Source organism: Proteus sp. FME41 (assembly GCF_014897315.1).
Lineage (GTDB): Bacteria > Pseudomonadota > Gammaproteobacteria > Enterobacterales > Enterobacteriaceae > Proteus.
Genome location: NZ_JABUYL010000020.1, coordinates 14,759 through 30,914, shown reverse-complemented (window position 1 = coordinate 30,914; position 16,156 = coordinate 14,759). Strand labels below are relative to the sequence as shown.

General features: G+C 40.3%; 9 protein-coding genes. 1 reads left to right on the top strand and 8 read right to left on the bottom strand.

Annotation, left to right across the window (positions count from 1 at the left end; all coding sequences use genetic code 11):
* Window positions 1–97: 97 nt before the first annotated feature.
* The 3 genes from INT04_RS15810 to fdhF all read right to left on the bottom strand — a co-directional run bounded on the left by INT04_RS15810 (window position 98) and on the right by fdhF (window position 5,493).
* Window positions 98–1,459: a 6-phospho-alpha-glucosidase gene (locus INT04_RS15810; protein WP_193017066.1), complete on the bottom strand. Its 1,362-nt coding sequence runs from the start codon at window positions 1,457–1,459 to the stop codon at window positions 98–100.
* 15 nt (window positions 1,460–1,474) lie between these two features.
* On the bottom strand, window positions 1,475–3,049 hold the full coding sequence (locus tag INT04_RS15805; RefSeq protein WP_193017064.1) for a PTS transporter subunit EIIC: 1,575 nt from the start codon (window positions 3,047–3,049) through the stop codon (window positions 1,475–1,477).
* 299 nt (window positions 3,050–3,348) lie between these two features.
* The gene (gene fdhF / locus INT04_RS15800; protein ID WP_193017062.1) at window positions 3,349–5,493 is read right to left on the bottom strand and encodes a formate dehydrogenase subunit alpha; all 2,145 of its coding nucleotides are present in this window, start codon (window positions 5,491–5,493) and stop codon (window positions 3,349–3,351) included.
* 530 nt (window positions 5,494–6,023) lie between these two features.
* On the opposite strand from fdhF, the gene eptB reads away from it, so the two are divergent.
* On the top strand, window positions 6,024–7,715 hold the full coding sequence (eptB, locus tag INT04_RS15795) for a kdo(2)-lipid A phosphoethanolamine 7''-transferase (RefSeq protein WP_193017061.1): 1,692 nt from the start codon (window positions 6,024–6,026) through the stop codon (window positions 7,713–7,715).
* A gap of 74 nt (window positions 7,716–7,789) precedes the next feature.
* Here the strand turns inward: eptB and INT04_RS15790 are convergent, their stop codons facing one another.
* The 5 genes from INT04_RS15790 to INT04_RS15770 form a co-directional block, all read right to left on the bottom strand.
* Window positions 7,790–8,986 carry a lactate oxidase gene (locus INT04_RS15790; RefSeq protein WP_193017059.1) on the bottom strand — a complete coding sequence of 399 codons (1,197 nt, stop codon included), beginning with the start codon at window positions 8,984–8,986 and terminating at the stop codon, window positions 7,790–7,792.
* A 452-nt stretch (window positions 8,987–9,438) separates the two neighbouring features.
* Window positions 9,439–10,116, bottom strand: coding sequence for a respiratory nitrate reductase subunit gamma (gene narI / locus INT04_RS15785; protein ID WP_193017057.1), 678 nt, complete (start codon window positions 10,114–10,116; stop codon window positions 9,439–9,441).
* Window positions 10,113–10,838, bottom strand: coding sequence for a nitrate reductase molybdenum cofactor assembly chaperone (narJ, locus tag INT04_RS15780; RefSeq protein WP_193017055.1), 726 nt, complete (start codon window positions 10,836–10,838; stop codon window positions 10,113–10,115). The genes narI and narJ overlap by 4 nt, the downstream gene beginning before the upstream one ends.
* A complete protein-coding gene (gene narH, locus INT04_RS15775; RefSeq protein ID WP_193017054.1) occupies window positions 10,838–12,391 on the bottom strand; it encodes a nitrate reductase subunit beta in 1,554 nt (517 codons plus the stop codon). The genes narJ and narH overlap by 1 nt, the downstream gene beginning before the upstream one ends.
* Window positions 12,391–16,152, bottom strand: coding sequence for a nitrate reductase subunit alpha (locus INT04_RS15770; protein ID WP_193017052.1), 3,762 nt, complete (start codon window positions 16,150–16,152; stop codon window positions 12,391–12,393). Before INT04_RS15770 ends, narH begins: the two co-directional genes overlap by 1 nt.
* Window positions 16,153–16,156: the final 4 nt, after the last annotated feature.

Genomic DNA, 16,156 nt, shown 5'->3' with positions numbered 1-16,156 from the left:
TATGGATACATCGTCCTTAGCAACATAAAAGGAAAATGCTGTTCTGGTGATAGAACAGCATTTTTATTCAATTACTCATTAACAGCAAGGCTTGAGATCAAACACGCTTACCATTTACATAAGCTTTACGTAATTCAGGCCAATATTCGCGATTGGCTTCAATCATATCATCGAGGATCTTCTTCGCATGGATAACACTTGGTACTGTCTTATTCAGGGTGAACGCTTCTAGTGCTTTTTCATAACTACCTTCAAGTGTTGCTTCCACAAGCAATTGTTCTGAGGCAAGTTGTTGCTCCAATAGGGTACGATGGAAACGAGGTATATCGCCAACACGAATAGGCTCAGGGCCATGAGAAGTAATATAAGCAGGAACTTCAACCATAGCGTCATAAGGAAGGTCAGAAATCGCCCCTTTATTTTCAACGATGACCAAATGACGCTGGCGTAAATCAAAGGCTAAAGAGCAAGCAACATCAACAATAAAGGCACCATGAACCCCTACATGAAAAGCATCGGGTAAAATTCCTGTTTCTTTATATTCGCGCGCAGCTTCGAACAAACGTTTTTCACGACCATCCATCACTTCATTTGCACGAGTGTAGTCAGGATCTTGATGTTCCACGATATAATTTGGCATCAAATAGTACTGTAAATATGGATTTGGAATATATTCAGGGAATGCTTCCATTAATGGCTGAATATGACGCCACGTTTTTACCCATGATGGATCAGAATGTTGTGGGTCAGTTTGCGCCGCATCTTCAGTTAAAAGACCAAATTTAGCGATATGTTCACGTAACTCAGGCAGTTTTTCTTCACCTTTTACACGCACTGAAGTAAACCAACCAAAGTGATTTAAGCCAAAATAATCCACATCTAAATCATGACGATCCACTTTTAATACAGCGGCCATATTACGCATTGCCGCTACAGGCATATCACAGATATTCAATACTCGCGCATTAGGACGTAAACGACGTACTCCTTCAGCAACAATCGCGGCTGGATTGGAATAGTTCACAATCCATGCTTTTTTATCCGCATATTGCTCAACTAAATCAATTAGCTCAACCATCGGTAAAATAGTGCGTAAACCATAAGCCAGTCCACCTGGTCCACACGTTTCTTGCCCTACAACACCATGACGTAACGGGATTTTTTCATCTTGTTCACGCATTTTGTATTGGCCAACACGCATTTGAGCAAAGACAAAATGAGCACCATCAAACGCGGTTTTTGCATCCGTTGTTACCGTAAATTTAATCATTTTGCTATGGTCGCGAATAACTTTTTCAACGACAGGTGCAATAGTGTCTTGGCGCTCTTGATCAATATCGTATAAACGGATTTCACTCAGAGGAAAATCCTCTAAACGCACCATTAAACTTTTAACGATACCCGGTGTATAGGTGCTTCCGCCGCCTGCAATACTTAAGATAAAAGGTGATTTTGTCATCTTACTTTCTCCTATTTAAAGTGCGGCTTCGACCGCTTCACGCATTTTTTTCACATGTAATCCATAAACAACTTGAACGTTATTACCGTGGCGGACAACGCCTTTAGCACCCGTTTTTTTCAAGATATCTTCATGAATTGCATCGACATTTTTAACAATGACTCTTAAGCGGGTATAACAATTATCAACCACTTCAATATTGTCACGACCACCGAGTCCTTCAATAATCTCTTCACCTAATGTATTGATAGTTTCAACGGTTTCTTTAGGTGCTGTACTCTCTGCTTTATTCTTGTAATCGTCTTTGCTGTATAGACGTGTCTCTTCATCATCATCTTCACGGCCGGGTGTTTTAAGATTCAGTTTCAAAATCAGGGTTCTAAAGATAACGAAATAGAGAACTGACATAATCAAACCCACCACGATATACATCGGCCAATTTGACTTTTCAGTGCCTAACGGCAAGTTATATAAAATGAAATCAATCACACCATTCGCACCAATTGCATGAACACCTAATAGGTAGAACAGCATCATGCCAATACCAGTTAATACGGCGTGTACCAAAAACAAAATAGGGGCAACAAATAGGAAGGAAAACTCAAGAGGTTCTGTTACGCCCAGTAAAAAAGAAGTGGCAGCCGCAGGAATTAAAATCGCCTTTGCCATCTGTTTTTTCTCTTTTTTAGCCACAGAAATCATCGCGGCTGCGGCTGCGGTTAAACCAAACATTTTAGCGATACCGCGTGCATCCCAAATCACAGTACTACTGAGTTGTTTAACTTCAGGACATGCCATTTCAGCAAAATAGATATTTCTTGCGCCTTGGTATGTTGTGCCACAAACATCTGCAACACCGCCTAATTCGGTATACAAGAATGGGGTATACACCAGATGATGTAATCCTGTTGGGATAAGAATACGTTCTAAGAAGCCATAAATCAGCGCACCAAAAGCACCTGAATCATGAATAACGAGCGCCATTTTAGTAATGCCTGCCTGCGCAAAAGGCCAGACTTCACACATTAAAACAGCCAATGCAATGGTGAATGGAATGGCGATAATCGCAACAAAACAGTGACCTGAATAAATAGCCATAATGCCGTTAAATTGACGACCTGAATAACGGTTATAAAGCCATCCTGATATTGCTCCGGTTAAAATACCGGCAAAGACGCCCATCTCTAGGACTTGAACGCCTAATACCATACCTTGACCAGCAGCTCGCATCTCTTCTGCGCTAACCAACTTACCTTGTAGTGTTAGCGTAATATTCATGGCATTCGTGAAAATGACAAAAGTGACTAAGCCAATTAAACCCGCATAGCCTTTATCTTTCTTAGCTAAACCAACGGGAATACCTACAGCAAAAATCAGCGCCAGATTCACTAAAATAGCAACAGATGATTTTGCAAGTAATTGTCCAATGCTTTGAATAATCGGGTGATTTAAAAACGGAATATATTCTGCAAGGTTGCCATTGCCAAAGACATTACCTAACGCGATATATAAACCGACAATAGGCAATATTAAGACAGGCCCATAGAGGGATTTACCAAACGCTTGTAGGGCATTAATGAGTTTTTTCATACGGTATCTCGTTGTTGTTTTCTTACACTCATTTCCATAACAGCATCCTGCGCTGGCATTCTATAAAAAGCAATTTATCCACTTGATTTAGAAACGGATTACGTTAAAAGTAACATGTTACTTTTTTTATTGTGAGCCAACGCATGATGAATATTCAGGCAAATAAAAGGATATTTTTGATGATAATCTGAAGAGAAAAGGCAATACCACAACAAAGCACCATAAAAAAACCGAGCTTACTGACACAAAGGTCAATAAACTCGGTCTTAAGGCAGAAAGACAATATTAGTCAGTTAAAATTAGCCCTCGGCGGCTTCTCTTAAACGGCGTTTAATATTGCTATATTCCGTTTTTACAAAGTGTTCTGCCTGAGCCTGCTCCTTGATTGGCTCAACACATACTGCACAATATTTATACTCAGGTGTTTTAGTAATTGGGCTTAAGTTTTCTGCAACGAGTTCGTTACAAGCACCAATCCACCACTGGTAAGTCATATATACCGCACCTTTATTCGGTCGATCACTGACCGCAGCGCGCGTAATGACTTTACCTTGACGAGAGCGTATCCAAACTAACTCTTGATCTTTAATTCCCAACCGTTTGGCGTCTTCCGTATTTAACTGAACATAACCCGGCTCATCCGCTAATGCCGCCAATGCTTTACAGTTACCCGTCATTGAACGGCAAGAGTAGTGCCCAACTTCACGCACTGTTGCCAGTACCATTGGAAATTCATCAGACAATTTGTCAATAGGTGGCGCCCACTCACAAGTAAAGAATTGACCTTTACCATTAGGGGTATCAAATTTACCGCCTTCATACAGATATTGTGTACCTGGGCTATCTTCTGTTGGGCAAGGCCATTGAATATACGCCAAGTCCGCCATTTTTTCGTAAGTTGCACCATAATAAATTGGGCATAACTCACGCAACTCATCCCAAATTTCTTTGGTATTGTTGTAATGCATTGGATAACCCATTGCGGTTGCCATCAGACTGATAATTTGCCAGTCTGTTTTCACATCACCAACAGGTTCAACTGCTTTATAGAAACGTTGGAAACCACGGTCTGCCGCAGTGTAGACACCTTCATGCTCACCCCATGATGTTGCTGGGAAAATAACATCGGCAATCGCCGCTGTTTTGGTCATAAAGATATCTTGCACTATCAGTAAATCCAATTTATCAAAGGTTCTACGGATAGTCGCCAAATCAGGCTCAGTTTGCAGTGGATCTTCACCCATTACATAGTGCGCTTTGACTAAACCGTGATCGATATTATGAGGGACTTCACTTAACGCATAGCCCACTTCATCCGGCATTGATTCAATGCCCCACGCTTTAGCAAATTTTTCACGCGCTTTTTCGTCAGTAACGTACTGATAACCTGGCAGTGTGTTAGGCAATGCACCCATATCACACGCACCTTGTACGTTATTTTGACCACGAACTGGGCCAACACCGACGTATTTTTTACCCATATTACCTGTTAGCAATGCCAAACTTGTCAGTGAACGAACCGTTTCAACACCTTGATAGAATTGAGTGACACCCATTCCCCAAAGAATTGTTGCCGTTTCTGCTTTCGCGTACATACGCGCCGCTTCACGAATAATTTGCGCACTTAATCCAGTGGTTTCTTCAACGGATTCAGGTGTATAGCTTTCAACTAATTTACAATATTCTTCAAATTGCTCGGTATGATTTTCAATAAAGGATTTATCCTGCAATCCTTCTTCAATAATCACATGCGCAATGGCATTTAATAGCGCAATGTTAGAGCCATTTTTTAAGCCTAAGTGTAAATCAGCCAAACGGGCTGTTTCGATGTAACGTGGGTCACATACGATAATTTTAGCACCCTTTTCTTTCGCCTTAACAATACGGCGAGCAACAATAGGATGCGAATCTGCGGCGTTATAACCGAAGACAAATAAACATTTGGTATCCTCAATCTCAACGATTGAGTTGCTCATAGCACCATTACCGACCGAACGCTGCAGACCTGCAACCGAAGGGCCGTGTCAGACACGAGCACAGCAGTCTATATTATTATTTCCAACAACCGCACGAGCAAATTTCTGCATAACGAAGTTAGCTTCGTTACCTGGGCCTCGTGACGAGCCAGTTGTCATAATAGATTTAGCACCGTATTTCTCTTTGATGGCGAGAAGCTTGCTACTGGCAAACTCAATCGCTTCTTCCCAAGAAACCGATTCTAGTTTTCCGCCTCTTTCACGACGGATCATGGGTGTTTTAAGACGTGGAGTCAGTATCTTAGTATCATGGATAAAATCCCATCCATAATACCCTTTCAGACACAGCTCACCTTGGTTTGTTAAACCATTGGCTCCTTCAGCGCCAATGATTTTACCGTTTTCCACCTTCAGGTAGATTTTGCATCCTGAGGCGCAATACGGACAGACCGTGATGACTTTTTTCATCAACATTGCTCCTGTGTTCATCAATGTTCAGGTTATTACCTGATCCTCTCCTCTATCTATGCAGAGAGTGTGCCAAATAAGCACGCTTTTTTACTTTTCCACAACGCAATGAAAAATAAAGAAAAATAAAAACCATTGAGTGAGTAAGAAAACAATGAAAACTAAAATAATAGGAAGTGCTCGACACTAATGACGATATTTATGTCGATTTGTGTTTCTATCAAAATACGTTATACATTAAGTCTTATAGCGTAGTTATGATTATTTATTTCATCAGCAAAAGTCAATTTATAAATACGCATCCTTATCTGTCCTTATCCAACTATCGCCATATATTGTGATGACAACCTACTAATATCTCTACTTATATCTCTATTTATTATAACTATTTAAAATTAATAATTTTAATATTGATAGAATTGAAATAAAAATTTTCAAACTTCAATAAAAAAAAGCACATAATACTGAACCTGAAAACAACTTCGCGGTCATAAAGACCTCTACACCCTACATTTTGATTATAATTGAACATGCAAAAATTAAAGTTTTTACAATTTTCTAAAGAGAACATTGCTCTTTTTTTAGCTGTCTATCTTGGTTTTTTTCTTAATCTTTCCGTTTACATTGGCCGATATGGCACACAGAACACAAACAACCCCCTCATTGATGCATTCTATATTCTAGGTGAAATTGCCGTTAATATTGCTTTCACCTTTTTTTTGTTGCGGTTACTTTCCTTCTTAGGTTCTCTCTTTTTTAAAATAGTGGCTTCTTTTATTCTGGTTGTCAGTGTCTGTGCAAGTTACTATATTTCGTTTTATGATGTCGTGATTGGTTACGGCATTATTATTTCTACCCTGACTACCGATACTGATTTATCTAAAGAACTTATTAGTCCGAATGTCATTATTTGGATTATTGGTCTTTCTATTTTGCCATTGGCGCTTATTTGGCTATGTAAAAAGCCAGAAAAAAATCTAACCAAAACACAAAAGAAAAAAATCTGGATAAAAAATACGGCCAAAATGCTTATTATTGCGTTAGCTGTGTTTGCTTATCTTAAGACATTAGACTCAAGACAAAAAGCTTACGAAATCCGTAACAATCTAGATTTGCCGAGCTACAGTGGCGGTTTAAGTTATGCGTATTTACCCACAAATTGGATTATCCCGTTATTCCAATATGCGATAACACAGTACGACGATACCTTTAATAACCAGAATATTTTTAACCCAGCTGATCACTTTACTTATCAACCGTCAAAAGCGAATGATGATGTGTACGTTGTCTTTATTATCGGTGAAACAGCAAGATGGGATCATATGGGATTATTAGGTTATGAAAGGCAAACCAACCCACTGTTAAGTCAAGAGAAAAACCTTATTGCACTAAAAGGTATCTCTTGTGATACCGCGACAAAACTTTCATTAAAATGTATGTTTGTCCGTGAAAATGGAACCGAAAGTAACGATCAACGTACATTAAAAGAGAACAATATTTTCTCAGTACTGAAACAGTTAGGTATGACATCAGAACTCTTTTCAATGCAAAGCGAATTGTGGTTTTACAATAAGCTTGATTTAAATAATTACGCAATGAAAGAGATGATGACAGCAAAGAACAGCAACTTTGGTAAACAGCTGGATGACACCTTATTAATTGCTGAAACGGCGAATGCGGTTTCTCAGCATCCAAAGGGGAATCATTTAGTGATTTTACATACTAAAGGCTCTCACTTTATGTATTCACAACGTTACCCTGAATCATTCAAAAAATACCAACCTGAATGTTTAAATGTCGATGATGAGTGTACTAAAGAGCAGTTAGTGAATGCTTATGACAACTCTATTCTTTATACCGACTATTTTATTGATGGCATACTCGACACATTACGCGATAAAAAAGCCATTGTGTTTTATACCTCCGATCATGGTGAATCCATTTCTGAAAAAGGTGGCTTACATGGCACACCAAAAGAAATTGCACCACCAGAACAATTTAAAGTGCCTTTCTTAGTTTGGATGTCAGATAGCTATTTAGCCGAGCCTGAAAATAAGCAGTTATTTGATAACTTAAAACGTAATCAAGATGCGGAACGCACGTTCTATCACCACAATATTTTTGATTCGATGCTAGGTTGCTTAGGTTATTCATCACCAGATGGGGGTATTAATAATCAAAATAACCTCTGTTTTGGTGAAGTAGACCCAACACAAAAGTAATTTTTTGAAAATAAAATAGCAAAAACCACGCCCGATAATGTGCATGGTTTTTTATTACCTAAACGACGTTTAAATTAATGATTAAAACTAGCATCGGTATAAAGTTGAGTGGCTTGAATATCTTTTACTGTTTTCGCACCACCTAACATCATATTAATTTTTAACTCTTTATTTAATTGTTGGATAACTGAATTTACCCCTTCAGCGCCCCCTAAATTTAAGCCATAAAGAATTGGGCGACCAACAGCCACAATATCTGCACCACTGGCTAATGCTTTAAAGACATGTGAGCCACGACGTACACCACTATCAAAAACAATAGGAACACGTTTATTGACCACTTTTGCAATTGCAGGTAATACATCAATTGATGCTGGACCACTGTCTAATTGACGTCCGCCATGGTTAGAAACCCAAATAGCATCTGCACCCGCTTTAATTGCAGCATCTGCATCTTCAGGTGATTGAATACCTTTTACAATGACAGGTAAGCCCGACATTTTTTTCACATACTGAATATCTGCGGGTGTAAAGGCTTGTTTAGCTTGTGCGTAAATTTCACTAATACCCGCACCTTTACCTGTTTTCGATTTATCATCACTGATTTTTGCAAACGCTTCTAAATTGGCAAAACCTAATGGGAACTGAAAGCTATTTTTAATATCATCTTCACGATAACCACCAACAGGTGAATCAACTGTTAAGATAATACCTTTAGCGCCATACTGTTTCGCTTGAGATAAAATATATTCATTAAATGAATCGTTCTTACTCATATAAAGTTGAAAGAAGAACGGGTAACCTGGTTTTGCATCAGCCACTTCTTTTATCGTTTTATTACCATAAGTACTTAATGAAAAAATAGAACCCGCTTTTGCCATCCCTTTTGCTGTAGCAACTTCGCCTTGTTGATGTGCAAGTCCTTGAGCTGCCATCGGTGCCTGAATAATAGGCGTATCTAATTTAATTCCTAAAAATTCTGTTTTTAGATCTAAGTCAGAAAATTCGATACCTTGTAATGCACGAGGCATAATATATTTTTTATTAAATGCTTCTGTATTTGAACGCAGATTTGTTTCATCCTCAGCGCCACCACGAATATAACCAAAAGCACCTTTATCCATATTATCTTTAACTTGATTTTCCATGGCATTCAAATTAACGATTTTAATTGGACCTTCTGCTGTACTTGCCTTATATTCCGCAGCTTGCACAATACCTACGCTTAATGCCATTGCAATAGCGGTAGTTTTTAATATTTTATTTTTCATTTTTAATCCATGTGTTAATTAAGAATTTATTGCTATAATTTAATAAATTTAATTTATATTAAACTATTCTTATTGAAATAGAATATAAGCCCTATTTTTAAGTAAAACTTAAATTAACCGCTTACTTTTTTGTTAAAGTATTATGGTTTGTCATACTCTTTTTCAGCTCATTCCAATTTGTTTTTAATTAATAAATTAGTAATCTTAAACATTAATTAAATATTACGATATTTAATTAACTGTTTATTGGTTTATAAAAGTGTTTTTGTTTCGCTGGAAATAATTATAAGTTCAACCATTCTTAAATGAATCTAAAGATTATTGTCTTAACCATTCAAAAAATTTGTTGAAGTTTTGAGGCAGAAAAAAGAGATAAAAAAACCCCCGCGGGCGGGGGTGAGAGAAGTACCGTTAAAAGATCTCTAAATAACTATCAGGAGATAGGCCATTCATTAATGACGATTACGCACGATTTGGTAACGACGCGTCAAATACTCAATGGGAACGCTCCAAATATGGACTAATCGACAGAATGGAAACAGTAAGAAAATGGTCATTCCTAAGAAAATGTGCAGTTTAAATATCCATGCAACACCTTCAAGGTTTGCTGATGCACCACCATGGAATGTCACAATAGATTGTGCCCATGCCACCAGCTTCATCATTTCACTACCATCCATATGTTGGGCAGAAAATGGGATTGTTAGCAGACCTAACGCAACCTGTATCACCAGTAGTGTTAAGATCATGATGTCACCAAATGAAGATGTGGCTCTCACTCGTGGATTGGTTAAACGGCGTTTTAATAACATCACGCCACCCACCAGCATTAACACACCACAAGTACCACCGCCTACCATTGCCATAATTTGCTTATATTCAATAGGCAAGAATGATTCATACATCCAGTGCGGCGTTAACATACCTAAAAAATGCCCTGCAAAAATACCGATGATCCCAACGTGGAATAAGTTAGAAGCCAATCGCATATTTTTCTTGTCTAACATCTGGCTAGAGCCTGCACGCCATGTATATTGACCATAGTCGTAACGTAACCAGCTACCGATAATAAAGACAGCACCGGCAATATAGGGATAGATATCAAAAAATAACATATTGATGTAATTCATTTTTGTGCTCCCGTATCCAACGCATTCCCCACATTGAGATATTGAACCGCAGTTTCTTGTGCAAAACGACGCTGATGCTGGCTAATATTACTACTGCCACATTGCGTGCCTTCTCCCAGAAACGTGACTTGTTCTTCTTCCCACACAGCATCTAATGCAGCAGGTGTATCATCTAAAGGCTCTTTTTCTACTTGAGCAGCAAGTTGTGATGCATCTAACCCACTTTGTGAAAGGCAAAGTAATAAATCAAAGAGTGCATGATAATCACTGCCCCGTTGTTTTAAACGCTCACCTAACAGCGCCAAAATAGGCGCAATGTTATTTAGCCCTTCAATACACTCTGTCGTCGGCAGTAGCGTTAAATACTCAAGGTAAGTCGGCAGATAGTCAGGTAACTCACGGCTACTTAATGTGATCCCCGCTTGTTGATATTGATTTAGCAGATCAACCATTGCTTGACCGCGATCACGTGATTCGCCATGAACATGTTCAAATAACAACAATGATCGTGCTCGGCCTCTATCAAAAAGCTCACTGTAATTAGATTGTGCATCTAATAACGCCTGTTGCGTTAAGACATGAATAAATGCCATTAATTTTGCAACTTGAGTTACAGGAAGTTCATCAGCTTCCTGTAATGCATCGATAAGTTCGCCTCGGTTATCCCACAATTCCTGTGTAGGATAATCTAAGAGATGAGAAATCACTTTCAAAGAGATCATTATATTTTCTCCTCTGAACGACGTTCATCCTGAGGGGTTCTAGATGTGATATCGATCGCATCAATACGATGGCTATTAAACAAATTAAATTTGCTATCGCTACCATGACAACCATCACCAAAGCTAAAGCCACAACCATTACGTTCTGGGAATGCTTCTCTTGCGAGTTCACGGTGGCTAGAGGGAATAACAAAACGGTCTTCATAATTGGCAATTGCTAAATAGCGGTACATCTCTTGTGCTTGCGCTTCGGTCAAACCGACTTGTTCTAATGCACTTAAGTCTGTTTTTCCTTCTACGGTTTCAGCACGTTTGTAATGACGCATCGCGAGCATTCGTTTTAGTGCTAATAATACAGGTGCTGTATCGCCCGCTGTCAGTAAGTTAGCTAAATACTGAACAGGAATACGTAAGCTTTCTACATCAGGCAATACACCGGTATGCGGTAACACACCCGCATCGGCCGCTGACTGAATAGGTGACAAAGGTGGTACATACCACACCATGGGTAAGGTGCGATATTCAGGGTGCAGTGGTAATGCCAACTTCCAATCCACCGCCATTTTGTAGACAGGTGAACGTTGTGCTGCATCAATCACACTTAACGGAATACCTTGCTCTTCAGCGGCTTTGATCACTTCAGGATCGAATGGATCTAAGAAAATATCTAACTGGCTTTGGTATAAATCCTTTTCGTTATCTGCACTGGCGGCTTGTGAGATTTTATCTGCGTCATACAGCATTACTCCCAGATAACGAATACGTCCTACACAAGTTTCTGAGCACAGTGTTGGCTGACCCGCTTCAATTCGTGGATAACAGAAAATACATTTTTCTGACTTACCGCTTTTCCAGTTGAAGTAGATTTTTTTGTATGGACATCCTGTTAAACACATGCGCCATCCACGGCACTTATCTTGGTCGATAAGCACAATGCCATCTTCAGCACGTTTATAAATTGCACCACTCGGGCAGGTCGCCACACAAGCAGGATTTAAGCAGTGTTCACATAAACGTGGCAAATACATCATGAATGTATTCTCAAACTGCCCATACATCTCTTTTTGCATGTTAGCGAAGTTTTTATCCGCTGCACGTTTGCTAAATTCGCCCCCTAAATCGTCTTCCCAGTTAGGGCCTCTTTCAATTTTAGTCATGCGCTGACCTGTGATCAGCGAACGCGGGCGTGCTGTTGGTAATGAGCCTTCTGGAGCATTTTTTAAATGCTCGTAGTCGAAATCAAATGGCTCATAGTAATCGTCTAATGCAGGAACATCAGGGTTGGCAAAAATTTTAGATAATAGACCAACACGGTTACCCATTCTTGGTACTAATTTACCTTTGATATTTTTGATCCACCCCCCTTTCCACTTCTCTTGGTCTTCCCAATTTTGGGGATACCCTGTACCCGGTTTAGTTTCAACGTTATTGAACCATGCGTATTCAACACCCTCACGACTGGTCCAAACATTTTTACAGGTTACTGAACAGGTATGGCAACCGATACATTTGTCGAGGTTCAGTACCATACCGACTTGTGAACGAATTTTCATTATGCCTTCTCCTGTCCATTCAGGGTCTGTTGATAAGCATCACCTTCACCATCAAGCCAATCAATCTGTTTCATTTTACGCACCACAACAAACTCATCACGGTTAGAGCCCACAGTGCCGTAATAGTTAAAGCTATAAGCCAATTGAGCGTACCCACCGATCATATGCGTTGGTTTAGGGCAAACACGTGTCACAGAGTTATGAATACCGCCACGCATTCCGGTCATTTCAGATCCCGGTAGGTTTATTTGACGCTCTTGTGCGTGATACATATAAATCATGCCATCAGGAATACGTTGGCTGACAATGGCTCTTGCCGTTAATGCACCATTACTGTTGTAAGCTTCAACCCAATCGTTATCGCTAACGCCCATCTCTTTGGCATCATCTTCACTCAGCCATACCACAGGGCCGCCACGACCTAGCGTTAACATCAGTAAGTTATCGCTATACGTTGAGTGAATACCCCATTTTTGGTGAGGCGTCAGGAAGTTCAGCGCTTTCTCAGGGAAACCATTTGGTTTTTTACCTTTAACGGCATCAATCGCTTTGGTATCAATAGGTGGACGATAGACCACTAGACTTTCACCATAAGCACGCATCCACTCATGATCTTGATACAACTGCTGACGACCGCTTAACGTACGCCATGGGATCATCTCATGAACGTTGGTATAACAAGCATTATAAGAGACATGTTCATCTTCAAGACCAGACCATGTTGGACTTGAAATAATTTTACGGGGTTGAGCAACGATATCGCGGAAACGAATTTTTTCGTCTTCTTTGACTGCGGCTAAATGCGTATGGTCACGACCCGTGACTTTACTGAGTGCTTCCCACGCTTTTACAGCAACTTGACCGTTGGTTTCAGGTGCTAAAGAGAGAATAACTTCGGCTGCATCTATCGCCGTTTCAATTGCTGGGCGACCTTTTGCTGCGCCATCATGGCGAACTCGATTGAGTTTTTTCAGGAAATCAACTTCTGTCTGTGTATTCCAGCTAATCCCTTTACCGCCATTACCCAATTTATCCATCAGTGGGCCTAATGAAGTAAAACGAGCATAAGTGTTAGGATAATCACGTTCTACCTGAACAAGATGCGGCGCTGTTTTACCAGGAATAAGATCACACTCCCCTTTTTTCCAATCTTTTACGTCAAAAGGTTGTGCCATTTCAGCCGCAGAGTCATGTTGAATAGGCAGTGTCACTAAATCGGTTTCAACACCTAAATGACCCACGCAAAGTTCAGAGAAGGTTTTTGCAATCCCTTTATAGATTTCCCAGTCAGTCTTAGATTCCCACGCTGGATCAACGGCTGCCGTTAATGGGTGAATAAAGGGATGCATATCGGATGTATTCATATCGTCTTTTTCATACCACGTTGCCGTTGGTAAAACGATATCTGAGAATAAACAGGTGCTTGACATACGGAAGTCTAAAGTCACAACTAAATCGACCTTACCTTCCCCCCCTTTATCTTGCCATTCCACTTCTTCTGGTTTGACTTGGCCTTGTTCGCCTAAATCTTTACCTTGTAAGCCGTTTTCTGTGCCCAGCAGGTATTTCAGTAAATATTCATGCCCTTTACCCGCCGAACCTAATAAGTTAGAACGCCAGATAAATAAGTTACGTGGAAAGTTTTGAGGATCATCCGGTTGCTCTGAAGCAAAGCGAATATCGCCTGATTTGAGTGCATTAACGGTATAGTCAGCGGCACTTACGCCCGCGTCTTGTGCTTTTTTCGCAATAGAAAGTGGATTTAAATTTAATTGCGGTGCAGAAGGTAACCATCCCATACGCTCTGAACGTACGTTCATATCCACCAAGCTACCACTAAAGCGTGATTTATCCGCTAATGGCGATAACAACTCGGTTGGTGATACGGTTTCATAACGCCACTGACTTGAGTGGTTATAGAAAAATGACGTACTGTTCATATGACGAGGTGGACGTTGCCAGTCAAGACCAAAGGCTAAAGGCAACCAACCTGTTTGAGGGCGCAGTTTTTCTTGTCCAACATAGTGTGCCCAACCCCCACCACTTTGACCAACACAACCGCAGAAAATCAGCATATTGATAATACCACGATAGGTCATATCCATGTGATACCAGTGGTTAATACCCGCACCGACAATCACCATAGAGCGACCATGTGTTTTTTCTGCGTTATCCGCAAATTCACGCGCAATACGTGCGATATCTTGACGACTTACACCTGTGACTTTTTCAGCCCATGCAGGTGAATACGCTTTAATTTCATCGTAGTTTGAAGCACAGTTTTCATCATTTAAACCACGGTCAATACCATAGTTTGCTAACAATAAATCATAAACAGTCGTGATGTATTTTTCTTCGCCGTTCGCAAGCGTAATACGCTTAGCAGGCAGTTTATGAACAATCACATCATCAAGGACAACACCTTCAAAGTATTCGCTTTTAATACCGCCAAAATAAGGGAATGCGACATCAACGACATCGTCATGGTTATCTAAAAGCCCCAACTGGAAGGTGACATTCTCGCCACTTTTACCGTCTTTAGGTTCAAGATTCCATTTTGAAGAACCTTCCCAACGAAAGCCCATCGAGCCTTGAGGTACAACCAATTGCTGTGTTTTCTCATCAATCGCAATGGTTTTCCACTCTGGGTTTTTCTCTTGATCCAGATTGTTCACTAAATCGGAGGCACGTAGCATACGGCCTGCAACTAATTTGCCTGAGTCGTGTTTGTCTAACATCACCAGCATTGGCATGTCAGTGTAAGTACGTACATAGTTACTAAAATATTCAGTTTGGCGTTTAACGTGGAATTCGTTAAGAATAACGTGTCCCATCGCCATTGCCATTGCACTGTCAGTACCTTGTTTTGGATTTAACCATTGATCACACAGTTTTGCGATTTCAGCGTAATCCGGCGTTACGGCAACGGTTTTCGTTCCTTTGTAACGAACTTCTGTAAAGAAGTGAGCATCAGGTGTCCGTGTTTGCGGTACGTTAGAGCCCCATGCAATCAAGTAAGAAGAGTTATACCAGTCCGCCGATTCAGGAACGTCTGTTTGCTCGCCCCAAGTCATTGGTGATGCGGGGGGTAAATCACAATACCAATCGTAGAAGCTTAAACATGCCCCACCGATAAGCGATAAATAACGTGCACCCGCCGCATATGACACCATCGACATAGCCGGAATTGGTGAGAAACCGATAATACGGTCAGGGCCAAATTCTTTAGCCGTAAAAATATTTGAAGCTGCGATAATTTCATTCACTTCAGACCATGAAGAACGAACAAACCCGCCACGACCGCGCGCTTGTTTATAGCTTTTGGTTTTTTCTGGTGAATGAATAATAGAAGCCCAAGCATCAACAGGATCACTGTGCTCAGCTTTCGCTTCACGCCATAATTTAATCAAACGTTTACGTACCATTGGGTATTTAACGCGGTTTGCACTGTATAAATACCAAGAATAACTTGCGCCACGAGGACAGCCACGAGGTTCATGATCCGGTAAATCAGGACGTGTACGCGGGTAATCCGTTTGTTGGGTTTCCCATGTCACTAACCCATTTTTGACATAAATCTTCCAGCTACATGAGCCTGTACAGTTAACACCGTGGGTAGAACGTACAATTTTGTCATGTTGCCAGCGACTACGGTAACCATCTTCCCAATCGCGGTTAACATTCAGCTCTTGACCATGATCCTTTGAAAAGGTATCACCAAGCTGCTTAAAATAGCGGAATCTATCGAGAAACTTACTCATCAGA